The organism is Sporosarcina soli (assembly GCF_042655805.1).
Lineage (GTDB): Bacteria > Bacillota > Bacilli > Bacillales_A > Planococcaceae > Sporosarcina > Sporosarcina soli.
In genome coordinates this window covers 294,697-319,773 of the sequence record NZ_JBHSNO010000001.1, presented here as the reverse complement: position 1 = coordinate 319,773, position 25,077 = coordinate 294,697, and the positions used below count along the sequence as shown (strand labels likewise).

Here is a 25,077-nt window from a genome sequence, read left to right as displayed (position 1 = left end):
GTGCTAACGCAATTGCGCCGTGGCGTAATGACCAAGAGGTTAATTGTAAAGAATCAAAGCTTTACACCGTTGTGACGGTAGATTAGAGGAGGAATTTATTGTGGCGGAGATCAGAGTACCAGAATTGGCAGAATCGATTACAGAAGGAACGATTGCACAGTGGCTGAAACAACCGGGTGAAACGGTTGAAAAAGGTGAATTCATCGTAGAGCTTGAAACGGACAAAGTAAACGTTGAAGTTATTTCCGAAGAAGCGGGTGTTGTCCAAGAGCATCTAGCGGCAGCAGGGGACACAGTTGAAGTAGGTCAAGTCATCGCGATCGTAGGTGCGGGCTCAGGCGCACCGGCAGCATCGGCTCCAGCAGCTCCGGCGGAAGCTCCTGTCCAACAAGAAGCGGCTCCAGCTCCTGTAGCTGAAGAAGTTGGCACATCCGATCGTACAATTGCGAGTCCGGCAGCACGCAAACTAGCTCGTGAAAAAGGAATCGACTTAGCTGCAGTAAATCCAGTAGATCCAATGGGACGCGTTCGTGCACAAGATGTTGAAGCACATGGCACAGCTCCAAAAGCACAGCCTGCAGCTGCTCCAGCACCACAAGCGCCGGTAGCGAAGGATGATGGCCGAGTCACTCGCGAGAAGATGACACGCCGTCGTCAAACGATCGCAAAACGCCTACTTGAAGTGAAGCAATCTACTGCAATGCTGACAACGTTCAACGAAATTGACATGACAAATGTTATGGCATTGCGTTCACGTAAGAAAGACCAATTTTTCGAACAAAATGATGTGCGTCTTGGTTTCATGTCATTCTTCACGAAAGCAGTTGTTGCAGCGCTGAAAAAATATCCATATGTCAACTCTGAAATCGATGGCGATGAAATCATACTGAAAAACTACTTCGATATTGGTATCGCCGTTTCAACAGAAGGTGGACTAGTTGTACCGAATGTTGTCGATGCAGACCGCAAGAACTTTGCTGAGATCGAAGCATCCATCGCAGAGCTTGCTGGAAAAGCACGCGACAATAAACTGACCATCGCAGACATGACTGGTGGTTCGTTCACAATTACAAACGGTGGTGTGTTCGGTTCACTTATGTCAACACCGATTTTGAACGGTACACAAGTTGGGATTCTAGGTATGCACACAATTCAGAAGCGCCCGATAGCGGTAGGGGATAACATCGAGATCCGTCCAATGATGTATGTCGCCTTGTCTTATGACCACCGTGTTATCGATGGAAAAGATTCTGTCGGCTTCTTGAAAATGGTTAAAGACTTAATCGAAAATCCAGAAGATCTTCTACTAGGTTCTTAAGCCGTCCTATAAAATCAGTATCGGCCCGTTATAAGTACGGGCCGATTTTTCCTTATCCATTTTTCAGTGAAGAGAGAGGTGAATAACAATGACATTCAAAGAGTGGACAACCGCACCTTCATTGCGGTCGGTCGTATGCAAGCATGCAGATGCTGAGAAATATGTAGTAACCAATGTTCTGACACCTGGTAAAACGTACGAAGTGAAAAATGAGACAGAAGAATTCATTTTCATCGTAGATAATACCGGTAAAGTCGGGGGATACTATAAAACATATTTTGAATAAAAAATGAGCCCGATCGCAGTTTATTGCTGTATCGGGTTTTTTAACTTGATTCAGGCGGGGTTTAAGCCCCAGCTGAATCAAGTTAAGCCTCCTGCGGATGTCACGGATTTTGAGGGGAGTCAATTGCGCTTATCAAACTTTAGTGCCTTAATTTCTACAAAGAACACAGAAATACGGCAAATCGAACCCTTCGCTGTTCGATTTGCAATTCAAAATCCGGACGCAATTACGCCAAGCCCTAATTGATCATAGAAAGGATAATGACTTATGAACCCAATCATTGAAAAAGAGTGGCAATCCCGTACGAATCGAACAGATGATGACACGTCATCAAAGCTAATTCAAGAAGGCGGTTATATTTCTCCTGATCCTTATTTATGGGAAGATGTACTTGTCAGTATTGTGTTAAAAAAGCCGGTTTTATTGAAAGGTCCATCCGGAGCAGGAAAGACAAAGTTAGCACAAACCGTATCTAACTACTTCAATCAACCGATGCAGAGTGTCAATTGTTCCGTCGATTTGGATGCAGAATCGTTACTTGGCTTCAAAACGATCATTAGTAAAGACGGCGAAACGATGATTGAATTTGTGGAAGGACCGGTTGTGCAGGCGATGAAAAAAGGCCATATTCTCTATATCGATGAAATCAATATGGCCCGCCCTGAAACTTTACCGATTTTGCATAGTGTATTGGACCACCGACGTATGCTGACGAATCCCTTTACAGGTGAAGTCATCCATGCGCATGATGATTTCACGGTCATTTCAGCGATTAACGAAGGATACGTAGGTACTTCTCCGATGAATGAAGCGTTGAAAAATCGCTTTGTCTCCTTTTCTGTTCCTTATTTGACTGGGGAACAATTGAAAAACGTTCTAAAGGAAGCACATCCGAATGCTTCTGGCCAACTTGTTGAAACCATTCTCCATATCGGAAATGATTTAAAAAAACAAGTGATGAACGGATTGTTATCTGATGAAGCTGCATCTGTGAGAAGTTTGCTGGATGCCATGGCATTAGCTGAGCATATGCCAATGCAGCGGGCCATCCAATATGCCATTGCAGAAAAATTGGATGACAAAATTGAACGAAGACTCGTCATGGAATTGGTAGATACGTGGGTGAAGTGAGGCGATTACAATGGTAAAGTTAAATCGATTCATTCAATTTAATGATGAGACGGTCGATGCCAAGACGCTTCTCTTATATGAAAGGCTAGGGAGGGCGTTGGCAGATGCGCCATTTTTAGAACTGACAGAACGTAAATTATTGGAGTTCAGGCCAAAAGAAGGCATCATTTCCATGAGCGTCTTTTGGCGTCATCGGAAGGGTGAAGAAACACATGCCGGACGGCTATCGGATATCTATCTATTGACAGCTGGATTTTGGAAGCATTTTAAAGTATCAACATGGATCGACTTTAATCGACAAAATGAGCTACATCCTTTACGAAAACTTGCAGGTGAATTGCTGCTACTATTAGAAGAGTTTCGGATGAGCGATTTCATTACGAAAGAAAGACCTGGTACTGCAAAGGCTTTTGCCATTCGGCAAGAGGCATATCTCGCTTTCCATAAGGATCGCCTCATTTCCAATATGCAAAAAAGTTTTCTTGCAGATGCTCTATTGAACCAGCTTTATATATCCCTTTATGAAGGCATACTTACTGACACGACAGTTGACTGGGGACCGATTGACTATGGACTTCTTCAATCGATCTTACAACAAGCTTATGATGCAAAAAGTACGAAAGACAATACGTTTATTGCTAATCGGATTATTACCATTATCGAAAGATTTGTGGACAAGGATCTCACGCTCCAATACTATTCGCTTGGCGATTCTCTAACGGAAGATACTGGTACATTTCATTATCATAAAGGGATGAGCGATGCAGAGAAAGGGGAGGAAGATTCGAAAGAGACAATCGAAGAAGTCTTCCGCTCATGGCACCGCGAAAACGAAAAGGAGTCAGGCGTTCATCTTGAATATGAGCTGGAGCATGGACGTTCCGGAAAAAGCGATGCCGGTGATGCTGCCGAGGGGAATGAAGAAGCTTTGATTGAAGAAATCGGCTACGGAAATTCTGAAGGAAATGAAAACGAGCACTGGACAGATGGGGATTCTGACAAGAAGACCAAACGGGATACTAAAAAGAAAGCAGGGAACATGTTTGGCAAAGAGCATTTGAATGTCATATTTGAAGAAAAGCGCATTACCAGTATCGATGAAGTGGAAAACCGAAAAAAATTGGTGATATGGCGAGAGGAACAAAAACCATATGTCCGATCTTTCGTAGAAGAGATGAAGAAAAGAATTGATTTGAAAGAGGATTCGAAACGGGAACGTCTGATGAAAGGACGATTGTCTACGAAGCTGACAACGATGGTTGTCGATGAACGGCCGAAACCGTTCTATCGAAAAAATGCCCCTTCTGTCAAGCTGGATGCTGTATTCGGTCTTCTCGTGGATGGTTCTGCTTCGATGCTCGATAAATTGGATGAAACGAAACGGGCGGTCCTTCTTTTTCACGATGTCCTTCGTCAACTAGATGTCAGCCATGAAATTTCGTCTTATTACGAAGATGCCTATAATGCATCGAAAGAAATGCAACCGAATGTCTTTGGACTCATGCACACGTTCATTGATCGTAATAAAGACAATGGACCATCCATTTTATCGTTCGATGCCAACGAAGATAATCGGGATGGCTTTGCGATTCGCTGGATGGCTGACCGGCTTTCGGCAAGACAAGAAATGCACAAGTTTCTGCTCGTCTTTTCCGATGGGGAACCTTCTGCATTCGGTTATGACCGAAACGGGGTTCTTGATACAGCTGAAGCTGTCATGGAAACTGAGAAAAGAGGTATTTCTGTCATCCACTTATTCCTGACGACAGAAGAACCGACAGACGATCAAAAAGCGTTGTTTACGATCATGTTCGGGAACAAGACCGCTTCCTCCAATTCAGTCGAAAGCTTCGCTGATCAAACACTGCGTATTTTACGAAAGCTGTTGGCTATCGTCATTCGAAATACGTAAATTTTATTGGGAAGTGATAACACAAAAACCGCCTTCTTATGAAGGGCGGTTTTGTGTTTTTTCATGAACAGCTAAAAGCCGTTGTTTCAATTCTTCTTCCATCCGTCCGATTTCGATTTCGGCTGCTTTCCGTTTGGCGCGACCGTCAGCTTGGATGACGAGCGTTTCTTCGATTGTTTGGATGAGGTTTTCCTGTGTCTTTTTCAACGTATCAATTTCAATGATTCCACGTTCATTTTCCTTGGCGGTTTCAATGGAATTGATTTTAAGCATTTCCGAGTTTTTCAACAGTAGATCATTAGTCGTTTTGGTAACCAGTTTTTGTGATTCGACTGCTTTCTTCTGACGATTCAATGTTAAGGCAATGGCAATCTGATTTTTCCACAGTGGGATGGAGGTCATGATCGACGATTGGATCTTCTCCGCAAGCGTTTGGTTGGTCTGTTGGATCATCCGAATTTGCGGCGCACTTTGAATCGTGATCTGACGAGATAGTTGAAGATCATAAAGCCGTTTTTCCAAACGATCTAGGAACTGTGCCATATCATTCACTTCTTGGAAGGCCATCTGATCATTCGATAATTCCGCTTTCCTTCTCATTTCAGGAATGATTTCATTCGCAATTTCGTCTCGTTTTAACTCACCGGCAGCGATATATACATTTAGTGCTTGGAAATACGTTTTATTTTGCTCATATAAGTTGTCGAGCATATGAACATCTTCAAGAAGACCACGTTTCGAATGTTCGAGTTGTACACCAATCCGATCAATTTGTGTGCTTAATTTTTGGTACTTCGTCATCATTTCTTGAATGGAGCGGCTCGCTCTGTTAAATAATTTGGCAAGTCCCGATTTTTTTTTCGCGGATAAATCTTCAGGATCAATTTCTGATAGTTTACCCATTAAGTCCTGTAGTACATCGCCAACAGGGCCGATGTCTTTACTTTGCACATGATCCAGCATTTTATGGGAGAACCGGGATAATTCGCCTTGTGCGTTTGCTCCATAAGTGATGATTGCTTCGTAGTTGCCTACAGGAATTTGTTCCGCCAGCTGTTGTGCTTTTTGTCTTTCCTCCACGGTTAGTCGGTCTACTAGTTTAACGCTCGTTCCCGGTGCATCATTTTCGGTTTGCATTTCTTCTGGGAGGAGGGGTGCCTGTGTATCAAAAGGGTTACTGAGTAGATCATCCATGGTCTTCACTTGATTATTTTCGTTCATTTGTATTATCTCCTTTCATTTCGAGAAGCGGCTTTTTCCGATTCAATGTCACATCGACAAAGTCGAGTTCCATTTGAAGTTTTTCAATATCGGATGCCAAAGCACTTCGTAAATCGACTTCCAACTGTTTATTTACATCACTCAGTGTTTCACGAGTGTTTTGTAGCGCAATGCGGATATCTTTATCTTTTAATGGCTGATTAACAAGCATTGCATATTTAGACGTCAGTTCAACAGCCGAGTCAAGATGGGCGTAAAAGAAGTTTTCAACTTGATAAAACTTCTTTGGATTCGTCCGCACAATGTTAAGAATTCTTCTCGATAGGTTATTCATCTCATGGAGCTGCTTAAATGCTTGGACAGATCTGACTTGTCCATAGAGCCCATTCAATTTGCGTATTTTTAATTTTGCATCAGAGATTTGACCTTTAATATGGTTATATTCTGATCGGGACATCCCGAACCTTTTCAAATTTGAGGAGAGTTGAATCTGCTTGATCGAAAATGTCCCTGTAAAGTAAATCGCGATGAATAGGCCTGTTGCTGCGATAGGATTCATGCTTGCACCGAGTACTAAGATAAGCCACGAACCGAAGCTGATCGGTGCGGTGATGAAATGTCTAATAAAAAAATGTTGAATTTCCTTCATGAGGTGTTCAGGCCTCCTTTGTCTATATAATGTTATACGAATTGAAGCAGGAAAAGTTTCAGTTCATAAGTTAATTATACCCGATAAATGCACCGAACACATTTCTTTTGGATTGATTGCAATAGCAATTACTTGGACATTGACGGAGAGTTTGGTAAAATGAAGGACGTTCACTTCTTGGATGTGTAAGGGGGTACATGTAATGTTTGAAGTTATTTACATAAAAGCGGATTATGAACCATGGTGGATGTTCGAAGGTTGGGAAGAAATGATTCGCAGGCGGCAATCTTTTAGCGATGCGTCTGCTGCACGCGCCTATTTTGAAGAATTATTAGCTGAACTGCGTCGCAAGCATGACTTTGAGGCGATGAAAAAAGACTGCTTTTTTGCATTTTGGACGCAAGGTGAAAAGAGTTTCTGCGAAGGATGCGATGAAGATCTTCAGCTTTATCATGGCATCATTTTAATGAAAGATGGAAATCCGTCAACTTTTTAAGAAGCATAATAATTCGAATATTTATATTTTTGCATTGACAAAATAATTGAGTATGATATAGTGTTCAATAACAACTGAAAAATTTCCAAGCTTTGGGTTGCTTCTTCATGTGACGATTGTCGCATGAGCTGCTTTATGCAGGCTTCGGCTTCACCGAAAAACACGTATTCACATATTACAAAAAGTGATCGGCGTTGTCGGTACTTTTCGTAATATGTGAATTTTTCTTTTGGAAAAGTTTATGTATTATAAGTATTTATTAATGGAGGTTTTCTACATGAAACAAGGTACGGTAAAATGGTTCAATGCTGAAAAAGGCTTCGGTTTCATCGAAGTTGAAGGTGAGGATGACGTGTTTGTACACTTCTCCGCTATCGAAGGAGAAGGGTTCAAATCATTGGATGAAGGACAGCAAGTAGAGTTCGAAGTTGTCGAAGGCAACCGTGGACTACAAGCTGCGAACGTTATAAAATTATAATTCGTCATTCATAAGAGGCACCCTTACGGGGAGTGCCTCTTTTTCATAATAGGGGAGAATATATTATTGATCAACTGCTTTCAACGTGGATGTGACAATATGTTCACCATCTTCCAGATCCATGATGGATTCCCGTTTCACTTCTCCAAATCCTTCTACGAAATACTTCCGATTCGTGAAATCTTCTCCTTTTTCTTCAATGACAAAGGCTTTATCAAATTTTTTGTACGGCGTTTCAACAGACACATCGGTTTGAACAATCGTCCAGTTATCAAAAGTAGTACCGACTTCAATGGGTTGCTGTAAGTAGATTCCTGTTGGATTCATCGCATCCAATTCATCTAAACTTGGGAACTCATCTTTGTAATCAACCATGCCTTTGTCCAAAATCTCGATTTTATTGTTTGTAATTTTGTAAATATAACGGATCATCGTACCACCATTGTTTTCATGAATGATTACGTAGTTTTTATGAGGTTGTGCTACTTCAACATCCAGTTCAGCAAATTCATTGCCTTCACCTAAATAATGCGCTTTTGAGCCATCCGGCAGGAAGTAGTCACTCATCGTCACCTCATTTTGGCTTTTCCCCTCATTACCCTCCGTATTTTCATTCCCCTTTGTTGTCATACCTCTATTTTCGGAACCCGAATTGTCCATCGTAGTCGAACTGTTTTTAGAACAACCGACGATTACGAAACAGGTAAGTAATAAGACGAAGAGTACATTCAGTTTTCTCATCAAGATCACTCCTTTCTTTTGGTATACCCCATCATAGAGATTCCATGCCGACAGAAGATTCATGATTGAAAAAAGCCGCCATCTGTTTAGGATGACGACTTTTTTGAAGAATTATTTAGCTTGTTGTTCAGACCATTCGAGGTATTCATCATACTTCATCATTTTATCGAATATTGTGCCGTCTTCGCGGATTTCAATAATACGATTGGCAACCGTCTGAATGAATTGTTGGTCGTGCGAAGTGAAGAGCATTGCGCCTTTAAACGCGATCAGACCGTTGTTAAGTGCTTGGATCGATTCCAAATCCAAGTGGTTCATCGGCTCATCGAGTAGTAGGACGTTGGCATTGGTCAACATCATTTTTGAAAGCATACAGCGAACTTTTTCGCCTCCGGATAGAACTGAAGGTTTTTTGTTCACTTCTTCGCCGGAGAACAGCATGCGACCGAGGAAACCTCGTAGGAAAGTTTCAGTTTGGTCTTCAGGTGAATATTGACGTAGCCATTCAACGAGCGATTGTTCTGACCCTTCAAAGTACTTGCTGTTATCAAGAGGGAAGTAGGCGCGTGATGTTGTTACACCCCATTTGAACGAGCCGGCATCGGGCTCTGCCTCTTCAGCAAGAATTTGAAGGAGCGCTGTTTTCGCAAGTGGATTTCCAAGAAGAATGACTTTATCTTCTTTACCAATTGTGAAAGTGGCATCCTTGAACATGACTTTTCCATCTTGTGTTTTGGATAAACCTTGGACACTTAATACATCGTTGCCAATTTCACGCCCCATTTGGAAATTGACGAATGGGTAACGGCGGGAAGATGGTTTGATATCATCCAATTCGATTTTTTCAAGTGCCTTCTTACGGGAAGTCGCTTGTTTCGATTTTGAAGCGTTCGCGCTAAAACGCGCAACGAATGCTTGAAGTTCTTTGATTTTCTCTTCTTTTTTCTTGTTTTGATCCTGTGCCATTTTTAGTGCCAATTGGCTGGACTCATACCAGAAATCATAGTTACCTGGGAACAGTTGAATCTTCGAGAAATCCAGATCCGCGATTTGTGTACAAACTTTGTTCAAGAAGTGACGGTCATGGGATACAACAATGACCGTATTGTCAAAATTGATCAAGAATTCCTCGAGCCATTGGATCGCTTTTAAATCCAAGTGGTTCGTCGGCTCATCGAGAAGAAGAACATCCGGTTTTCCGAATAGGGCCTGTGCAAGTAGCACTTTCACTTTTTCCGATCCTGAAAGTTCGGCCATTTTCACGTGATGAAGGCTTTCCGGAATTCCAAGTCCTTGAAGAAGGATCGCCGCTTCCGACTCTGCCTCCCAGCCGTTCAATTCTGCAAATTCACCTTCAAGTTCAGCCGCACGCATACCGTCTTCATCAGAGAAATCCTCTTTCATATAGATAGCATTTTTCTCCGTCATAATATCGTACAGGCGCTTATGCCCCATGATGACGGTATCGAGTACTTCATTTTCTTCATATTCGAAGTGGTTCTGTTTCAATATGGCAAGTCGTTCATCTTTGTTCATAATGACATTGCCGGATTGTGGCTCAAGTTCACCGGATAACACTTTCAGAAAGGTTGATTTACCCGCACCGTTCGCACCGATAAGGCCGTAACAATGGCCCGGATTGAACTGTATATTCACATCTTCAAACAGCTTGCGATCGCCGAATTGAAGGCTTACATTACTAACTGCTATCATTCAAAATCCCCCTAAATTCACAATGCTCCTATTATAGCACGTAATAATCTGTAGTAGCAAGAAAGCCTATGTTATAAGGCTTTGGAGACACTAAAATAACAACGTCCCCCAAAACGTCCCCCAAACTAAAAATTTAGTGCATCATTGAAAACTTTAACTGACTCAATTTCAAGCTCTTTTAAAGTATGTCCATAAACTCTAAGGATCATTTCTGGTGTGTTGCCCAAACGATCAGCGACAGTCTGTAGCGGAACTCCTTTACTAATCATGATAGTAGCATGTGTATGGCGAAGTCCGTGGGGCGTTATACGTTTTATCCCGGATTTCTTGATAACCCTTTCAACCGGTTCGCACACAGACTTAACACTTACAGGAGTCGCTCCTCTATCTGTAATAAATATAAAGTCAGACTCAACCCATCGTTTCCCAAAAGTTAGCATTATTTTTTTGCACCATATCCTGTAAGCTTTCAATTGGTTTAATAAAATGTCAGATACAAAAATAATGCGATTACTTTTCTTTGTTTTAGGTTTACGTGCCCCATATTCGTCTCGAGTGCGTTCGATCGTTATAGTCTTTTTATCGAAGTCTATATTATTCCATTTCAACCCAAGCGCTTCTCCTCTTCTCATACCTGTGTAAGATAAAGTTAAAATGATTGAGTAATTTGTAATTCCTTCATGTTCTTTAGCTGTTGTTAAAAATCGCTTTAGTTCTGCCGGATTCAAGAAATTATCATTTTCGCTATCAAGTTCGATTTTTATCTTACTAAATCGATTTCGGGGAAGTATTTCATCTTCAACAGCTGCATTAATAGCTATTTTGAAGGTGGCATGAATAATATAGACCGTACTCGGTTCGTAAGTTTTTAATAGAACATTAATAAATTTTCGCTTGTATGTTGAGCGATCAAGCTCTATTAATTTCTGTTTACCGAGTAAAGGCTTAATATTAAGCCTGATAGCTTGTTCACGCTGAACTTGCGTAGTAATTTCCCAATCGTTTTGATGCGTTTCAAACCAAATGTCCATCCATTCTGAAACAGTTAAATTGGAGTTGTCGACCTGTTTGGCGTTACCATTGATCAGCGCAGATTTAACTTCCAACAATTTTCGGATTGCGATATTTTCTGAAGCTAAACCTTGCTCTGATTTTTCCGTTCGTTTGCCCAAGGTGTCATAATAACGATGACGGTAACCCCACAACTTTTCTCCCTTGGCATTGAAATAACGAAATACTTCTGGTTCCTTCTTTGACCATTCTTTCTTCGGCTTCTTCGTTTTATTTGTAGTTGTCATATTTATCTCCCTTTTGCGTTGACAGGCGCACGGCGGGGGATAAGTAGTATGGGCATCACCTCCTTTCAACATTAAATAGCACGTATGTTCTTTTTGGATTTAAAAGAAAAGCCCTGGGTAGGGCAATTGTCAGTACTATCACTCAGTACTTGAGTCAAGTGCTGTCTTCAATGCGGCGAAAGATAATATATCTTCATTAGATAGTTCTATTACTTCAAGTGCACTTTTAAGATCAGCTTCAGTTGCAGTTCCATTTCTTAACGGTTCGATGAGACCGGCAGCAGCTGTAGATCGTTGAACAATTACAGACCTAAGGTGGAACGTAATTTCTTGAACTTTCGATGATTCTTCTGCACTTAATACTTCGTTAGCTTTTGAATCAATTTCTTCAACTTCCACCAATAAATCGAAATAAGATTGATCCAATGTCGATAAATGCATCGATAACTCTGGCGAAGTCATTTCTAATTTAGTCATCTTATCGAAAGGGACTTGCCAATTTTCTGTCCAAATAGAATCTAACTGGGCAATTATTTCATCTAATCGTGGTTTTATTACACTCTTGTATGTGCCTTTAATCTTATCTTCGATAATCACATCTTCTTTAAAATTTTCTGGATCGCTCTGTTTTTCATCGTTTTCCCCAACTAGATTATCTTGTGTTGGTTTTTTATTAGCAGTTTTACCCGAATCGTTTCCGACTTGGATAATAAGTACACCAATCGTTACAAGTGTGAAAGATGTCAAAAGTATAAGAACACTAACTAATTTTGTGTTTTTACCTTTAAGGACCGCGATTATAAATATGACCGCCGATGTTATAAGCGTTATGATTCCTAGCAACGCGAAAATTAATCCAAGTAGTACCACGGGTGAACACCTCATTAATTTCATTCAATTATTTACCATTAGATAATACATCGGAAGTTTTTAGTTTAACAACCTTAATCGTGACTAACGAAGTATCTTATCGATAACTTCAAATGGAAGCCCGTTAAGTTGCGCAATTTCTTGTTTAGTCCGACCATATTTCAATGTTTCGGGATCAATCAACAACTTTACCGCGAATTCATTAGCTTGTTTTTCATACTTGTCATTAACGAATAGGCTATTTGTAATAAATTTGTAACTATACCCCGGATGCAAAGTGTGATGACCAAGTTCGTGAGCACACACAAAGCGATCTATATGTATATCGTTATTGATTGATAGAATTATGTACTTCCGTCTCAGCGCTTTTACCGCTATGCCCATGATGCCGTTCGGTAAGCCCTCGCGGCGAATTGAGATGTTGGACATATCGGCGATGGCATATGGGCAGCGGGTTTTATATTTTTTTATTAATTTATCAACTTTCTCTGAAATGCCCACTCGATCAACTCCAGTAGATCATTTTCTTTTATTTTTCTTTTTTGCATCGAAAAATACCGCTGCCAGGATGCTGTTTAGTTTCTCTTTATCTTCGTCGTCAAGAACTTCTCCGTACAACATAACTTCCTCTTTCGCGAGAAAATCCTGCATATCTCTTGGACGTGGTGTTCTTGAATCATGGCCATTGGGGTCAGAAGTAAATCCACCAAGATAGTCAGGCGTTACATTAAAAAGTTCTGCTAATTTGTAAAGTGTCCTAACGCCAGGTAATGATGTGGGATTTGTCATTAGTTTCGTGATGTAATCAGTTGTGACCCCACAATAATTAGCAGCTTTTTGAATTTCGACATCGTCAGTATCAAGAAGCTTTTTAAGTCTTTTTGCGAAAACCGATGGCATTTCACTATCAATTTCGACTAAATTATATTGTGCTGGATTATCCTCTATATAACCAGCAACTTTCATTAACTCTTCATGAGGTGTATTGAGGGCATTTGCTATCTTAGCGATGTTTTCAGCCTTCGGAACTCCTCTTTTACCGTTTTCGATCCGCGACAATTGGGCGGCGCTTATTCCAGAATATAGTGCAAGCTGGTTAATTGTAAAACCCTTCTTCATTCTTAACTCTTTTAAGTACTTTCCAAAATCGATCTCCAATTTGGACTCCTCCAAAACTATCAATTGTCATTTCACCTCAATTGTAATGAACGTAATTGCCAAAAGGAAATATTTTTTAGTAAATTAAAATAAAAGTGTTGCCAAAAGGTAAAATAATTGTTATGGTATTGCCATAAGGTAATTACCAAAAGGTAAAGGGGTGGTAATATGAATTATTCAAGTGGTATTTCTGTTAAGTCGGCATTTCTGAAGAACTATCTATCAGAAAACAAACTTTCCGAAAAAGATTTCGCAGAGATAATCGGTGTTGCTCGCAGCACGGTAAATCGGGTGTTAAGTGGAAAAAGAAATCCAGGAAGTAAATTTATCGCAGGTGTTTTAGCTAATTTTCATGATTTAAGTTTTGACCAAGTTTTTTCTTATGTAGGTGAGTTACCAAAAGGTAAAAAGGAGGTTGTATAAAACCAATACCTCACACTCGTGAAAGGAAGGGGTGAGAAATTGAAAGAACGCAATATCAATTGTAAAGAAATTGAATCAGATCAATCTTCATCATCAGTTAAGGGAGAAACCAGAGAGATATTTGAAGGTATGAGCTTCAAATATCCCCCGGTGTCAAAAGAAGATTACATCAACGCTTATAAAGAATACGTTCGCAGATGTTCATCTTAATAGCCGTGTTGCTTAAGTAAGCTATTTGAACGCGCTTCATTAGTCATGAAATCAGAAGCTTCAACAACAATAAAACGATGCTCTGGAGATACGGCTTCAATTGCAGAATAAATATCATCTATGGAACGGTCTGACTGAATCACCAAAAGGTTTGGGAAAATTTGAATCCATGTTTCTGGGCTTAACTGCTCGATTTTTGTTCTAATCGCAACAGAAATCTTACTGTTCACATCGCTTTCCCAATAGAAAGATATTAAATATTTTTTCATCATTTTTCACCTCCCATCTAGCAACAGTTTACCAGATCGGGAGAAATACATTACCTCACACCCAGCAATCAACGTTCGATCGAGCGGAGTACGCCAAGACCTTCTATATGAAGCGAGCGACAGCAATAGCCAACGCGGAGACGTCGAGCCTTGATTGGTGGGTGTGAAGGATAAGAAAGGAGTGAGAAAGCAACATGTCAATCGCCCAAGTCAATGTGGAAGTTGACCAAGAATTTATCAAAAAGGAAATCCAGGAAAACTTGGACAAAGCATTTCGCGAAGTTCTGTTCACTTGGGACATTAACGAAATGTCGAAGCGCCTATGTATGGGCAAGACGTTTCTTGAAGCAGAAATCTTAAGTGATCCGCGGATGCGAGCGCTTCAAAGGCAAAAGCCAAATAGTAAACGGTTTTGGTTCTACAAAGAATCCTTGGAAGTAATTCGTGAAATTATGGATGGTTGGTAATAAAAATTAACGCGTTGACAGGCGCAAATGCAAGGGATTCACAAATCTTCTATATAGGAGGGATGTTCAATGGATCAATTAAAAGTGGTCTCTATTAACGGACAACTAGTTACAGATAGTCGAGAGGTTGCAAGGATGGTAGAGAAACGGCATGACCATTTGTTAGCTGACATCAGAAAATATGTCGAAATTCTTCAGTCCCAAGATTACGGGAGTGAGAAATTCTTCATTGAAAGCACTTATCTAAATAGCAGGAACCAAATTCAACCGTGTTACTTACTGACTCGTTTAGGTTGCGACATGGTAGCTAACAAAATGACTGGTGAAAAAGGCGTTCTATTTACTGCGGCGTATGTTACTAGATTTGAAGACATGGAAAAGGCGCTGAACGCACCGAAAGTGCTGTCTCCTAAAGAACAATTGAGGGCTTCCATGCAACTAACACTCGAAACAGCTCAGGAAGTCGAAGAAATAAAAGGCAAGGTTGAACAACTGGAAGACAAGGTCGACAACCAAATGACATTAGATTACGGCATGCAACGCAGACTCCAACGGGCGGTTGGGGAGAGGGTGTACAAGCTGTCGGATGATAGTCAGGAACGACCTCGATTGTTTAGGGAGCTTTACCGAGAGATCAAAGATCGTTTCGGGGTTGCTTCATATAAAGATGTGCGAAGGAAAGACTTGCAATCTGCTGTTAGTTACGTAGAAGCGTGGATACCACGTAGAGCGGCGTAAAGCGAGGGAAGGGGCGGGCAAGCCCCTGAGTGTGAAGTATCAGTAGATTGAGTAGTTGGTAAAGCGAGGAATTGCGAGGGTAAGGAGGGGTCTTCCTTACATCTATAAATATAGCAAGCTTTTAATAGCAAACCAATTCCAATCTGGAATATATTCCGAATTGGAATATCGAGGGGGTGAGGACATGAGTATTGGCGCTTTTTTAAAAGAGTGCCGAAATCGAGCTGGTTTCAATCAGATCAAAATGGCAGCGGTGTTAAGTGTAAGTCAATCAGATATCTCTAAATATGAAAACGACGTGAAAGAACCACCAACAAGCGTATTCCGTGATTGGACGATCGCTACACAGTCGATGGAGTTAGGAATGGCATTTCTGTACGGCGCGGACGTTATATCGGTGATTTCTAATGCAGTGAGCCCGCTAGTTGGATTTATTCATTTCTTTTAATAGGAGGCAATCATGAAAACAGAAGAAAAGCTATTACGCAGAGATCTAGCGATGTTTGTGAAGAAAATGAAAAAAGCTGGAATTGATATCACGGCAATAAAAAAGCCAACTGACGTTGGAGCGTCAATCGGCCGGACTTGAAAATATATCGATAACAACATTATAGCATAGGAGCTTGGCTCCTATCAAGAAGCACCGGGAGCCATTACAATCCTATTCCCTCTTTAACTCTTTCACGGCAAAAGAGTTCCCGGGCTTCTTGATGGGATTCATATCCATCAATTAAACGGAAAGGGTGATGAAATGCGAAAACTGAATATGTATTTCTTTGGTGAAGAAGAGATCCATCCGTCGGATGCAGCTTGGTTTTATGGGATTCTTGGTGGCGCATCGTTGCTGACGTTACTTGTATGGGTGGTGACGTTATGAGAGTCACCATCGAATTGATTGATCATGTCATCGAAATGCTCGAGCGGTTTCGAAAAAAGCGGGTCGCTACATTTGAGAGGTTTGCTGATGATGCTTTGAAAACTTTCGGAGAAGAAGCTTCCGAGTCTTGGTTAAGGCGAGCGGAAGAGTACCGTCGCATACCCCTTGATAGCTTGGCAATGGATTACTTGGATTACCAAACAGTTAAGGAGGACGAACTAGATGGGTGAATTTGCAAACTTGATCCAGCAAGGCGTCTACTGCCAGTCGTGCGGCTGTTTTACAAACCAAGAACCAGGACATCCGATCAAGTGTGAGGGATGCCAAGAAAAGGACGGTGAAGAAGATGATTGAGCATCCAGCCATTACCCGAACCAACCTAACCGGTTATCCCGAAATCGACTACCTGGACCATGAACGTTATCGAAAAGCGAATTTCCACGCATTGGATCATCCAGTGGAAGACTACTACGGTGCGGAAATCATGAAAGGCGATAAATACATCACCACAGATAAGAGACATGTCGTGCTAGAAGCAAATCTTAGGGATTACTTGCAAGAAGAACTTGGTGCGGTGTTTTACGAAGCCAAATAAAAAGACCCGCTGTAAAGGGCAGCAGGTCTAGTGAGGTCTTTATGACAGTATATACATCTTTATTGTACATAGGGACCTCCCAAAAATCAATAGGAGGGATTTGAAGTGGAAGCGATACAAGCAAATGACAGTCGGATTGCATGGCTATTGGAGCGGAAGAAAGGTATTGGCGGTTCCGATTCAAGCGCGATTTTAGGTTTCAATCCTTGGAAATCAGCATTCGAACTATACATTGATAAAACTAGTGATCACGTTGAAGAAATCGACAATGAAGCGATTCACTGGGGGAACGTTTTGGAAGATGTTGTTGCGGAGGAATTTACAAGACGAACAGGAAAAAAAGTTCGTCGTCGCAACCAAACATTTAGGCATAAAGAGCACCATTTCATGATTGCGAACATTGACCGTGATGTTGTTGGCGAAAGGGCGCTGCTTGAGTGCAAAACAACGAACGCTTTCAACTCGGATGCGTGGGAGGGTGATTATATCCCACCTGCTTATATGTGCCAGCTGCAACATTACATGGCGGTTCTGGATTACGAAAAAGCTTACATTGCCGTTCTGATCGGCGGGCAAAAGTTTGTTTGGAAAGAAATCGCTAGGGATAACGAGTTCATTGAATTAATGACTCAAGCAGAAAAGAACTTTTGGGAGAACCACGTTCAAGCTGGAGTTCCACCAGAGATCGATGGGTCACCATCAGCTACGGAACTACTTAATAAAATGTATCCGGAAGACAATGGCGAAAAAATCATGCTCGATTCGGATGAAGCAGAAATGCTCATCGAAGCGATCGAGTCCATTAAATCAGAAGTGAAGGACAAGCAGTCTCTACAAAAAGAATATGAGAATAAGCTGAAACTTATGATTGGCAAAGCAGAAATAGGTGTAACTCCACGATTTGAAGCGAGTTTGAAAACGATAACTACCAATCGCTTAGATAGCAAACTGCTAAAAAAAGAGTTGCCGGACGTCGCGGACAAGTACACAAATTCATCATTAAGTAGACGGTTAACAATTAAGAAAGTGGAGGCGTGACTAAATGACAAAACAAATGGACGAAATGAAAAACCAAATGGCGCAAACAAGTAACAATGTTCCTGCGAAAGATAAACCGAAAACGATTGAAGATTATTTAAAACAAATGGCTCCGGCTATGTCACAAGCGTTACCGAAACACATGGATATTGACAGGCTCACTCGAATTGCCATGACAACGATTAGGACAACCCCAGGACTTCGCGAGGCGGAAGTTGGCAGTTTGCTTGGAGCAGTTATGCAAGCGGCTCAATTGGGATTAGAACCGGGTTTGATGGGCCATTGTTATCTACTTCCATTTCGTAACAACAAGAAAAATATTACAGAGGTTCAGTTCATTATCGGCTACAAAGGGATGATTGACCTCGCTAGACGATCCGGACATATTCAGTCAATTTACTCCCATGCGGTTTATGAAAAAGACGAGTTTGAATTCGAGTTAGGTCTGGAGCCTAAGCTGGTCCACAAGCCGACAATGGATACTGAAAAAGGTGCATTCATCGGCGCTTATGCTGTCGCTCATTTCAAGGACGGCGGCTATCAATTCGAGTTTATGAGTAAAGCGGACATCGAGAAGCGTAAAAGTCGCTCAAAGGCAGCAGGTTCCAAGTTTTCCCCTTGGAACACGGACTATGAGGAAATGGCTAAGAAGACGGTTGTGAGGCATATGTGGAAGTACCTGCCGATCAGTGTAGAAGTTCAGCAGCAAGTAGCCCACGACGAGGGAACAGGACGGAATATCAAGGATATTACACCGGAGGACAATGATTTCTTTGTGGATGCACCGGAGTTTGAACTATTGGAAGGTGCAGGGGAAGAAGTGACGGAGTGAGGGGATCTTGTAAGAGAGGGTGTCGGTTATGAAATTGATATATCGCGACTATGAGAATTCATCATTGTTGAACGAGGTAAATGACGGAATTCAGAAGTTGCCCGAAACGGTTCAAAACTTACTTACCACAAAAGTTTTGAACAAGCTTGAATATTTACTTGCTGATTTGGAGGATTGTGATTCCCCTATTGAACAACTACTGTTTGTGGCCCTGAGTAGTCGAATCGATATTGCGTTCGGTTTAGGTACATCTATTAGAAATCACTTCTTAGAAGCACAAAGGGAGATTCGGGTTAATGAACGGAGATACAGAGTTGACATTTTTATCGTGGTGGAAAATTACGACGGAGATAGCTTTGCTTTTGCGATAGAGTGCGACGGTCATGATTTTCACCAAAAGACTAAAGAACAAGTCGCACGGGATAAAAAAAGAGAGCGAGATTTGATGAGTGCGGGTTGCAGGGTTATTAGGTTCACCGGATCCGAAATTGTCGATAATCCAGACGGATGTGCAACTGAAGTATTCAAAATCATCCACACTTCTGTCCAACTAAAATGACTCGGAAAGGAGTAATCGGGGTGGAAAATAACATTCAGTCTTCGGGGTTCGTGATCCAACCCCGATTACAGTTTGAAAGTTTGCGGGACCAAATGATCTATCAGTATTTGATGGGTAAGGCAAATTACAAAAAGCTTGAATCGATATCAATTGGACAAACAATAATCATCTTATCAGAGCTCGAAAAAGAGACAGGATGGACCAGGCGGATGATCAAGCTCTCATTAGATCGGCTGGTGGACCACGGACATATACAACAAGAAACGCTTACTCAAAAAAGAGGGATTCTGATCACGGTTGTTAATTACGAAGACTACCAAAAGTTGGATTCCTACAAGAAGAAAAACCAAAAAAATGTACAAGAGAATGAACATCCAATGAACAACCAAAGTACATCGGATGAACATGAGGATGTACAAGAGAGCGAAGCTGAAACCCCTTGCGACTCTAAGGATGAAGACGTGTCAGAAAATCAAGATGTACAAGGAGATGAACATCCAATGAACAACCAAAGTACATCCAATGTACAAGAGAATGAACAACTTATTAGTATAACAGCATTTATAACATCACTTAACAGCATTAACAGCAATAAAACATTAAAACAATACGTCGATCAGGCGAATGTGAAGAACATGAATTTGTCATCGACCGAGGATATCGAAACCTTTGTTGATTTCGCTTTGCGAACCAACTCGTTCCCGGATGGTACATCTAAAAAAATCTTGATTAATTACTTTGACACGATCCGATTGACACGATCGACTTGTAGGATATCCGCGAAAGTGCTTGCTGGTGTGATTGAGAAAATGGGTAAGTACAGCGCTAATCAAATTAACTATGCACTTTGGACGCATTGTGAAAAGCATGATGACAAGCGGGAAGCTTACACACTCGGGATTCTACGGCAAACAAAAGAGCCGGAAGCACGACGGGGCTTGATGTTACTGAAAAACAAGAATGGTGGTGTAGAAGATGCTGCAGCCGTTGGGACAAGTACTCCAAGAAATGATGCAATCCAATCCAAGATTGATGCAGCGAATGAACGCCGTAAGAGAATCGCTGGAATCGAATCCGATCGAGATATTGACGTCCCCTTCTGAAGATTGCCCTTTTCGTAGATGTGACGGTACAGGGTTCATCTGGATCAAGGACTGGTCAAAACGTCATAAAAAAAATGTCGTGGACGAGTGGAAAGAGGAATGCGAGTGCTACGATCAGCTAATCAAACAACGAGAAATCGATAAAAAGCTAGATTTGTCAGGCATCCCACCGATTTTCAAAGATGCTACAGTCCGATCATTCCGGACGGATATATATCAGCAAACTGATAGCAGGGAGAGGGCAGTTGTTGCTCGAAAAGCGGCAATCAACTACGTCACAAACTTTGAAGTCATGCAAGAGAACGGCAAGGGGCTTTACTTGTATAGCGATGTGAAGGGTTCTGGAAAGACCAGATTGGCAGTTAGTATTGCCAATGCGCTTGTCAGTCAACATGGTGTCGATGTCGCATTTATCAAGTCGATGGACCTCATCTCGCAAGTGAGAAAGACATTTAAAAATGATTCGGAGCTTACTGAAAGCGAAGTCGTAGAATCGTATCGGAAAGTCGGACTTCTGGTTATTGATGACTTGGCAATCAAGGGTGCATCGGAATTTGAAGAGCGAATATTTTACGACATCACAGATTACAGGCTTGAGCATAATAAACCGACTTTATTCACTTCCAACGTTTCAATCGATAGCTTGGAAGACTTTTATCCGGGTGGCCGAGTTGGCAAGCGGATCAAGAAAATGTCGTTGGAAATATATATGCCGGAAGAGTCTATTCGGGACCAGGAAGCGGATAGCGAAAATGATGATTTTGAAAAAATATTGTTTGGGAATTAGGAGGAATCAAATTGACCGAAACGGCAAAAGTAGCAGACATCAATTGCCCGTACTGCGATAAGCCTGCAAGGTTCGTTTCCTCCCGTGAGTTTTACGGCAGGGATTATGGCACGAACCTGTATGTTTGCACACTATGCGATGCTCGGGTAGGGACGCATGGCCGGGGCAAGACGCCATTGGGGACGTTGGCGAACGGAAATCTGCGTAACCTTAGAAAAATGTGCCATGCGAGAATCGATCCGTTATGGAAGTCGCGGAAGATGAGTAGGAAAGCGGTATACATGAGGCTCCAAAAGGTAATGGAGCTGACGAGTGAAGAAGCGCACATTGGAATGTTCAACGAGCATCAATGCCAAAAATTAATAGCGATTTTCGAGAGAGGGGAATTTTGGAATGACTGAAAAAGTAAAAATCCCGCAAAGCGTTGCGGATGCATATACAGATTTGGAAACGCGGTGGACTTTGACAGATATTTTCAAGATGGTAACAGCAGACTTCACGGTTTCTGATAGCCATGTTCAAACTTTGGTGGAATGGAATGAATCGGGCAGAGAAGACGAAGGTGCAGGGCTAATGCAATTGTTGTTAGGTCAATACGAAGTTGAGCCGGAGTACAAGGTCGAGGATTGGGTCATATACAAAGGATTTGAAGGAGACGTGACAGTCAAGATTGTTGCCATCCAATATGAGCATGCAAGAGTGCAATTTGAGGGCGTGAGCAATTGGAAGGAGATTGCCGATGTTGAGCGCCATGCCACTCCCGAAGAAATCAAAGTTGAAAAAGAGCGCAGATGGTGGGCAAAGCACGGAAGGGATGTTTGGGAGCTGAAACAAGGTGATGTATTGATGGCGACCCGCAGAACGATATACGAAGTCACGGCAGACCCTAAAAGTCACAGATTCGATTGCTATACAGGGAATGGTGAGTGCGACTTCGATATCGAGGAATGCAAACGAGATAACTGGAAAGTGATTTGTTTTCACGAAAACAGAAAGGATGTGCGTCATGCCTAACTGGATCAACGGCGGTGGCTTTTGGCTGGTGCAATCCACTGAGCCATACAACGCGGAGCGGATCAAACAAGAAATGGAAGCACTGGAACAACAAATACAAGCGGCTGAGCGGTATTGGGCAGCGCAAAAGGAGCGGACGGCATGAAGAACCGGAGAAATTATGTGATTGCAGAACTCAATTCGCTTGGAATCTATGAAAATTTGAAAAGTGTCCCATTGGAAAAATTAGAGTATCGGGAGCTGTTGGGGATGTTGGCTGTTGCTAGGGCGGTGGCGTCGTGAGGGATGTTTTATTCCGTGGGAAATCGGGTGGCACATGGGTTTATGGGAGCTACATCAAAACGGCAGTTGGATTACATTACATCATTCCTCAAAATGTGATATCGGATGATTTGCCAAAATACGTTGTCGATAAAGAAACGGTCGGTCAATACATCGGCATTGAAGATCCTATGGATCGCATGGTGTTCGATGGAGATATTGCCAAGTCAGGCGATGACGAAATAAGGGTCATCTGTTACGACACTAACCAAGCAAAGTATAAAGCTGTCCCTTTGTACGCTTACCTGAATAATGCGGGGCAAGGCGGTTGGACGGGTTACGAATTGCGAAATGATCTACGTCACGAAATCATCGGCAATATTCATGATGATCCGGAGTTGCTGGAGGTGGCGGAATAAACGAAAAGTTAAAACGTTGTGAATCTTGCGACGATCCTTTTTACGGAGATGATGTAATCATTCAGGTCGGGGATGACCTTTACCACAATGATTGCGTTGAGCTTTATCCAATCGGATAATTCGCAATGCGAGGCGGCGAACCTTTGGGAGAGACGGAAAATGAGAATGGAACTGAGGCCTGGGACACTCTTGAGGAAGGCGAGTTCTTGGAGGTAATGGAATGAGCACTAGCTTGAACACGATCGAGGAAGAGTTGGGTAGGTCGCAGCTTGAGGTCACTTTACTTGTGCTTGAGCAGGGGAAACTTGGAAATATCGAGCAACGTCGGCATGGGGTTTATGGTTATTAAAAAGGCATCGCTCAAGACGCCTTACTTCACTTGAAAAACTCATAAAATCCTAAATTCATCGGAATAAGCCAGATGTAAAGCCCAATTAAACAAACAGGACCAAGAAGGAAATTAAAAAGTCGTTTAGGTAACCACTTGATAAATAGCAATCTGTATACAAATGCAGTTGCTAACATCGTAAGGAATAAGATAATTATGGGCGCAATAATCGGCATCCAATTAACTTCGACACCTTCAAACAATAGTAAAACCACCTTTTTATACAAATAAAAAGACAGGAACCCTCCTGTCTCAGCCAAATATAGTGTACCACAAATAGGAGGGGTCCTGTTGAACAAAGACATTACTATTAATCCAGATGATTTATTTCTAGAACTTGGTATAATGGAACTACCATTGAACTGTGTTGTAGTTATATCGGAGGGGAAGGCGAAAGTGCGGGAACTTCCAGATCACGGGGAATATCGGATTGTGACGCATCAGGGGAAGATTAAGAGGATGCGGAGGGAAGAGGGCGAAGAGTTTTGAAGGATTTTCTTTCGTTGTTTAAAGACAGCGAAATTATAAAGGTGTACGTTCCTTTGATTACAGGAATTGTGGTATTTGTCTTAACAAGTGTTTATAACCATTGGAGAGATAGAGTACAAAGAAAAATAGAAAAGAGGATTTTTTTTGATGATATTATTGCAACTAGAACTTATTCGGAATTAATAGAAGGTCGTGAAATGAGTCCAGGGAAGTTTTTAGCAGACAGTAACTTTGAAAGCTTTGAAAGTATGAAGAAGGAAAAGGATTTTAAGCTGACTGCACATATTATGAAAAATCTAGGTGAATTCACGATATTTGATATAACTATTAAATATAAGCTATCTACGGGAAAAGAATTTCATAAATTTTTTATGCAGTATAAAATGGATTCAGGAGAAACGTTTATTATTCCTTTAGGTACGAGTGAATGTCCTAGAGATGTTAAAAGGCATTCTGTTCGAATTGGATATACTACTTCCGGCAGGGAGAGATTTGCGATTTATAAATGGAGTTTTAAAAAAGGTCGGTATTCCTCTGCTCAATTAGAATGTAAATATTATTGGGGGGTTATAAAACTCCCAATCAAGATCCTAATGAGAAGGCGCGTTTACCACACCCAATTTAAGAGTTTTTAAAGTCCCCCTGGCCAACCAGAGGACAACGATTGATTTCAGCATTTCGCTGTGTCATTTGTTGTCCGAAATGGGTTGAGGGAGTATCAGGATTGTTACGCATGCCGGCAAGATTAAGAGGATGCCGAGGGAAGAGGGCGAGGAGTTTTGATAGGGACAGAAGTTAAGTTTTATGAAGACGAAGATGGATTAATTTTAAAAGCGAAAGTGAAACGTTATATCAAGGAAGAAATTGTTTCAGATTATACAATTACAATTGGATGCGAATTGATAGTCAAGCCAATGAATAAGCGAAAATTAAAGCATCGCGATAGAAGAGTTCAAGTATTGAGTTTTAATAGAAACAAATATGGCTCAAGGGTTAACGTGAAATTCTTGGATAATAATCGAAGGGGAATCATTGAAATAAGTGATTTAGATACATTTAAATAATACAGTCCCCCTGGCCAACCAGAGGACAACATTTGATTACGGCAATTACGCCGGGTCATTTGTTGTCCTCTTTTTTATTTCACAAAAAAGGGAGCGAGGATATGCGTTCATTGCAAATAGAGTTGATTGAAAAAGGGCTTTCGCAGGCTCGTACAGCCAAGGTAGAACGGAAGAATACTAGGACAAGGGACAAGCGTCCAGAACGGCTAACAGCGTGGGAATTAAGGGATTTGATGGGTGTTAGGCGAGAAACGTACAAACGAGTGAACGGGG

39 protein-coding genes and 1 pseudogene are annotated in these 25,077 nt (G+C 41.6%); 30 read left to right on the top strand and 10 right to left on the bottom strand.

Annotation, left to right across the window (positions count from 1 at the left end; genetic code table 11):
• The first annotated feature begins 100 nt into the window (after nt 1-100).
• The 4 genes from odhB (at nt 101) to ACFPRA_RS01615 (ending at nt 4,647) form a co-directional block, all read left to right on the top strand.
• Nucleotides 101-1,318: a 2-oxoglutarate dehydrogenase complex dihydrolipoyllysine-residue succinyltransferase gene (gene odhB / locus ACFPRA_RS01630; RefSeq protein WP_381429801.1), complete on the top strand. Its 1,218-nt coding sequence runs from the start codon at nt 101-103 to the stop codon at nt 1,316-1,318.
• Nucleotides 1,319-1,406: 88 nt separating this feature from the next.
• A complete protein-coding gene (locus ACFPRA_RS01625; protein WP_381429798.1) occupies nt 1,407-1,604 on the top strand; it encodes a DUF6501 family protein in 198 nt (65 codons plus the stop codon).
• 267 nt (nt 1,605-1,871) lie between these two features.
• Nucleotides 1,872-2,735, top strand: coding sequence for an ATP-binding protein (locus tag ACFPRA_RS01620; protein WP_381429795.1), 864 nt, complete (start codon nt 1,872-1,874; stop codon nt 2,733-2,735).
• Nucleotides 2,736-2,745: 10 nt separating this feature from the next.
• Nucleotides 2,746-4,647 (top strand): vWA domain-containing protein, encoded by a 1,902-nt coding sequence (locus tag ACFPRA_RS01615; RefSeq protein WP_381429792.1) that lies wholly within the window; start codon nt 2,746-2,748, stop codon nt 4,645-4,647.
• A gap of 36 nt (nt 4,648-4,683) precedes the next feature.
• On the opposite strand, the gene ACFPRA_RS01610 is transcribed toward ACFPRA_RS01615, so the two are convergent.
• Both ACFPRA_RS01610 and ACFPRA_RS01605 read right to left on the bottom strand, forming a co-directional pair.
• Entirely contained in the window at nt 4,684-5,868 is a 1,185-nt protein-coding gene (locus tag ACFPRA_RS01610; RefSeq protein ID WP_381429789.1) for a toxic anion resistance protein, read from the bottom strand.
• A complete protein-coding gene (locus ACFPRA_RS01605) occupies nt 5,855-6,517 on the bottom strand; it encodes a 5-bromo-4-chloroindolyl phosphate hydrolysis family protein (protein WP_381429786.1) in 663 nt (220 codons plus the stop codon). Before ACFPRA_RS01605 ends, ACFPRA_RS01610 begins: the two co-directional genes overlap by 14 nt.
• A gap of 202 nt (nt 6,518-6,719) precedes the next feature.
• Here ACFPRA_RS01605 and ACFPRA_RS01600 point away from each other — a divergent pair, with 202 nt between their 5' ends.
• A complete protein-coding gene (locus ACFPRA_RS01600) occupies nt 6,720-7,013 on the top strand; it encodes a DUF1033 family protein (protein ID WP_381429783.1) in 294 nt (97 codons plus the stop codon).
• A gap of 277 nt (nt 7,014-7,290) precedes the next feature.
• Complete coding sequence (locus tag ACFPRA_RS01595; protein ID WP_239389287.1) at nt 7,291-7,491, top strand: cold-shock protein; 201 nt, start codon at nt 7,291-7,293, stop codon at nt 7,489-7,491.
• Between the two features lie 63 nt (nt 7,492-7,554).
• Here ACFPRA_RS01595 and ACFPRA_RS01590 read toward each other — a convergent pair whose 3' ends face one another.
• The 7 genes and pseudogenes from ACFPRA_RS01590 to ACFPRA_RS01560 all read right to left on the bottom strand — a co-directional run.
• Nucleotides 7,555-8,232 (bottom strand): hypothetical protein, encoded by a 678-nt coding sequence (locus ACFPRA_RS01590; RefSeq protein WP_381429779.1) that lies wholly within the window; start codon nt 8,230-8,232, stop codon nt 7,555-7,557.
• Nucleotides 8,233-8,343: 111 nt separating this feature from the next.
• Nucleotides 8,344-9,945, bottom strand: coding sequence for an ABC-F family ATP-binding cassette domain-containing protein (locus ACFPRA_RS01585; protein ID WP_381429775.1), 1,602 nt, complete (start codon nt 9,943-9,945; stop codon nt 8,344-8,346).
• A gap of 125 nt (nt 9,946-10,070) precedes the next feature.
• Nucleotides 10,071-11,243 carry a tyrosine-type recombinase/integrase gene (locus ACFPRA_RS01580; RefSeq protein ID WP_381429772.1) on the bottom strand — a complete coding sequence of 391 codons (1,173 nt, stop codon included), beginning with the start codon at nt 11,241-11,243 and terminating at the stop codon, nt 10,071-10,073.
• A gap of 138 nt (nt 11,244-11,381) precedes the next feature.
• Nucleotides 11,382-12,113 (bottom strand): hypothetical protein, encoded by a 732-nt coding sequence (locus ACFPRA_RS01575; RefSeq protein WP_381429769.1) that lies wholly within the window; start codon nt 12,111-12,113, stop codon nt 11,382-11,384.
• A gap of 84 nt (nt 12,114-12,197) precedes the next feature.
• Nucleotides 12,198-12,614 (bottom strand): ImmA/IrrE family metallo-endopeptidase, encoded by a 417-nt coding sequence (locus ACFPRA_RS01570; RefSeq protein ID WP_381429767.1) that lies wholly within the window; start codon nt 12,612-12,614, stop codon nt 12,198-12,200.
• A gap of 18 nt (nt 12,615-12,632) precedes the next feature.
• Nucleotides 12,633-13,013, bottom strand: coding sequence for a helix-turn-helix domain-containing protein (locus ACFPRA_RS01565; protein ID WP_381430541.1), 381 nt, complete (start codon nt 13,011-13,013; stop codon nt 12,633-12,635).
• A 42-nt stretch (nt 13,014-13,055) separates the two neighbouring features.
• Nucleotides 13,056-13,265, bottom strand: a pseudogene (locus ACFPRA_RS01560) (helix-turn-helix domain-containing protein); the annotation flags it as partial.
• A 174-nt stretch (nt 13,266-13,439) separates the two neighbouring features.
• On the opposite strand from ACFPRA_RS01560, the gene ACFPRA_RS01555 reads away from it, so the two are divergent.
• Both ACFPRA_RS01555 and ACFPRA_RS01550 read left to right on the top strand, forming a co-directional pair.
• A complete protein-coding gene (locus ACFPRA_RS01555) occupies nt 13,440-13,694 on the top strand; it encodes a helix-turn-helix domain-containing protein (RefSeq protein ID WP_381429764.1) in 255 nt (84 codons plus the stop codon).
• 39 nt (nt 13,695-13,733) lie between these two features.
• Nucleotides 13,734-13,904: a hypothetical protein gene (locus tag ACFPRA_RS01550; RefSeq protein ID WP_381429762.1), complete on the top strand. Its 171-nt coding sequence runs from the start codon at nt 13,734-13,736 to the stop codon at nt 13,902-13,904.
• Here the strand turns inward: ACFPRA_RS01550 and ACFPRA_RS01545 are convergent.
• A complete protein-coding gene (locus ACFPRA_RS01545; RefSeq protein WP_381429759.1) occupies nt 13,901-14,173 on the bottom strand; it encodes a hypothetical protein in 273 nt (90 codons plus the stop codon). The two genes, ACFPRA_RS01550 and ACFPRA_RS01545, sit on opposite strands and share 4 nt — an antisense overlap.
• Before the next feature lie 194 nt (nt 14,174-14,367).
• Between ACFPRA_RS01545 and ACFPRA_RS01540 the strand changes: the two genes are divergently transcribed.
• The 22 genes from ACFPRA_RS01540 (at nt 14,368) to ACFPRA_RS01435 (ending at nt 24,804) form a co-directional block, all read left to right on the top strand.
• Nucleotides 14,368-14,640 carry a hypothetical protein gene (locus ACFPRA_RS01540; protein WP_381429756.1) on the top strand — a complete coding sequence of 91 codons (273 nt, stop codon included), beginning with the start codon at nt 14,368-14,370 and terminating at the stop codon, nt 14,638-14,640.
• A 69-nt stretch (nt 14,641-14,709) separates the two neighbouring features.
• On the top strand, nt 14,710-15,378 hold the full coding sequence (locus ACFPRA_RS01535; protein ID WP_381429753.1) for a Rha family transcriptional regulator: 669 nt from the start codon (nt 14,710-14,712) through the stop codon (nt 15,376-15,378).
• Between the two features lie 184 nt (nt 15,379-15,562).
• The gene (locus tag ACFPRA_RS01530; protein WP_381429750.1) at nt 15,563-15,826 is read left to right on the top strand and encodes a helix-turn-helix domain-containing protein; all 264 of its coding nucleotides are present in this window, start codon (nt 15,563-15,565) and stop codon (nt 15,824-15,826) included.
• 12 nt (nt 15,827-15,838) lie between these two features.
• Nucleotides 15,839-15,967, top strand: a complete 129-nt coding sequence (locus tag ACFPRA_RS01525) for a hypothetical protein (protein ID WP_381429747.1) — start codon at nt 15,839-15,841, stop codon at nt 15,965-15,967.
• 162 nt (nt 15,968-16,129) lie between these two features.
• A complete protein-coding gene (locus tag ACFPRA_RS01520; protein WP_381429744.1) occupies nt 16,130-16,255 on the top strand; it encodes a hypothetical protein in 126 nt (41 codons plus the stop codon).
• Nucleotides 16,252-16,485, top strand: coding sequence for a hypothetical protein (locus ACFPRA_RS01515; RefSeq protein WP_381429741.1), 234 nt, complete (start codon nt 16,252-16,254; stop codon nt 16,483-16,485). Before ACFPRA_RS01520 ends, ACFPRA_RS01515 begins: the two co-directional genes overlap by 4 nt.
• Nucleotides 16,478-16,609 carry a hypothetical protein gene (locus ACFPRA_RS01510; protein WP_381429739.1) on the top strand — a complete coding sequence of 44 codons (132 nt, stop codon included), beginning with the start codon at nt 16,478-16,480 and terminating at the stop codon, nt 16,607-16,609. Before ACFPRA_RS01515 ends, ACFPRA_RS01510 begins: the two co-directional genes overlap by 8 nt.
• Nucleotides 16,602-16,850 (top strand): YqaI family protein, encoded by a 249-nt coding sequence (locus ACFPRA_RS01505; RefSeq protein WP_381429736.1) that lies wholly within the window; start codon nt 16,602-16,604, stop codon nt 16,848-16,850. The genes ACFPRA_RS01510 and ACFPRA_RS01505 overlap by 8 nt, the downstream gene beginning before the upstream one ends.
• Nucleotides 16,851-16,955: 105 nt before the next feature.
• A complete protein-coding gene (locus ACFPRA_RS01500; RefSeq protein ID WP_381429733.1) occupies nt 16,956-17,888 on the top strand; it encodes a YqaJ viral recombinase family nuclease in 933 nt (310 codons plus the stop codon).
• 4 nt (nt 17,889-17,892) lie between these two features.
• Nucleotides 17,893-18,720: a recombination protein RecT gene (gene recT, locus ACFPRA_RS01495; RefSeq protein ID WP_381429730.1), complete on the top strand. Its 828-nt coding sequence runs from the start codon at nt 17,893-17,895 to the stop codon at nt 18,718-18,720.
• Nucleotides 18,721-18,748: 28 nt separating this feature from the next.
• Nucleotides 18,749-19,279 (top strand): endonuclease domain-containing protein, encoded by a 531-nt coding sequence (locus tag ACFPRA_RS01490; protein WP_381429727.1) that lies wholly within the window; start codon nt 18,749-18,751, stop codon nt 19,277-19,279.
• A gap of 20 nt (nt 19,280-19,299) precedes the next feature.
• Entirely contained in the window at nt 19,300-20,382 is a 1,083-nt protein-coding gene (locus ACFPRA_RS01485; protein ID WP_381429724.1) for a hypothetical protein, read from the top strand.
• A complete protein-coding gene (locus ACFPRA_RS01480) occupies nt 20,321-21,169 on the top strand; it encodes an ATP-binding protein (RefSeq protein ID WP_381429721.1) in 849 nt (282 codons plus the stop codon). The genes ACFPRA_RS01485 and ACFPRA_RS01480 overlap by 62 nt, the downstream gene beginning before the upstream one ends.
• 11 nt (nt 21,170-21,180) lie before the next feature.
• Nucleotides 21,181-21,570 carry a zinc-finger-containing protein gene (locus ACFPRA_RS01475; RefSeq protein WP_381429718.1) on the top strand — a complete coding sequence of 130 codons (390 nt, stop codon included), beginning with the start codon at nt 21,181-21,183 and terminating at the stop codon, nt 21,568-21,570.
• Nucleotides 21,563-22,183: a hypothetical protein gene (locus ACFPRA_RS01470; protein ID WP_381429715.1), complete on the top strand. Its 621-nt coding sequence runs from the start codon at nt 21,563-21,565 to the stop codon at nt 22,181-22,183. The genes ACFPRA_RS01475 and ACFPRA_RS01470 overlap by 8 nt, the downstream gene beginning before the upstream one ends.
• Complete coding sequence (locus tag ACFPRA_RS01465; RefSeq protein ID WP_381429712.1) at nt 22,176-22,328, top strand: hypothetical protein; 153 nt, start codon at nt 22,176-22,178, stop codon at nt 22,326-22,328. The genes ACFPRA_RS01470 and ACFPRA_RS01465 overlap by 8 nt, the downstream gene beginning before the upstream one ends.
• Nucleotides 22,325-22,465, top strand: a complete 141-nt coding sequence (locus tag ACFPRA_RS01460; protein ID WP_381429709.1) for a hypothetical protein — start codon at nt 22,325-22,327, stop codon at nt 22,463-22,465. Before ACFPRA_RS01465 ends, ACFPRA_RS01460 begins: the two co-directional genes overlap by 4 nt.
• The gene (locus tag ACFPRA_RS01455) at nt 22,462-22,863 is read left to right on the top strand and encodes a YopX family protein (RefSeq protein ID WP_381429707.1); all 402 of its coding nucleotides are present in this window, start codon (nt 22,462-22,464) and stop codon (nt 22,861-22,863) included. Before ACFPRA_RS01460 ends, ACFPRA_RS01455 begins: the two co-directional genes overlap by 4 nt.
• A 220-nt stretch (nt 22,864-23,083) precedes the next feature.
• On the top strand, nt 23,084-23,212 hold the full coding sequence (locus ACFPRA_RS01450; RefSeq protein WP_381429704.1) for a hypothetical protein: 129 nt from the start codon (nt 23,084-23,086) through the stop codon (nt 23,210-23,212).
• 327 nt (nt 23,213-23,539) lie between these two features.
• The gene (locus ACFPRA_RS01445) at nt 23,540-23,740 is read left to right on the top strand and encodes an XtrA/YqaO family protein (protein WP_381430538.1); all 201 of its coding nucleotides are present in this window, start codon (nt 23,540-23,542) and stop codon (nt 23,738-23,740) included.
• 53 nt (nt 23,741-23,793) lie between these two features.
• Nucleotides 23,794-24,375, top strand: coding sequence for a hypothetical protein (locus ACFPRA_RS01440; RefSeq protein ID WP_381429702.1), 582 nt, complete (start codon nt 23,794-23,796; stop codon nt 24,373-24,375).
• A gap of 144 nt (nt 24,376-24,519) precedes the next feature.
• Nucleotides 24,520-24,804 carry a hypothetical protein gene (locus ACFPRA_RS01435; RefSeq protein ID WP_381429699.1) on the top strand — a complete coding sequence of 95 codons (285 nt, stop codon included), beginning with the start codon at nt 24,520-24,522 and terminating at the stop codon, nt 24,802-24,804.
• Nucleotides 24,805-25,077: the final 273 nt, after the last annotated feature.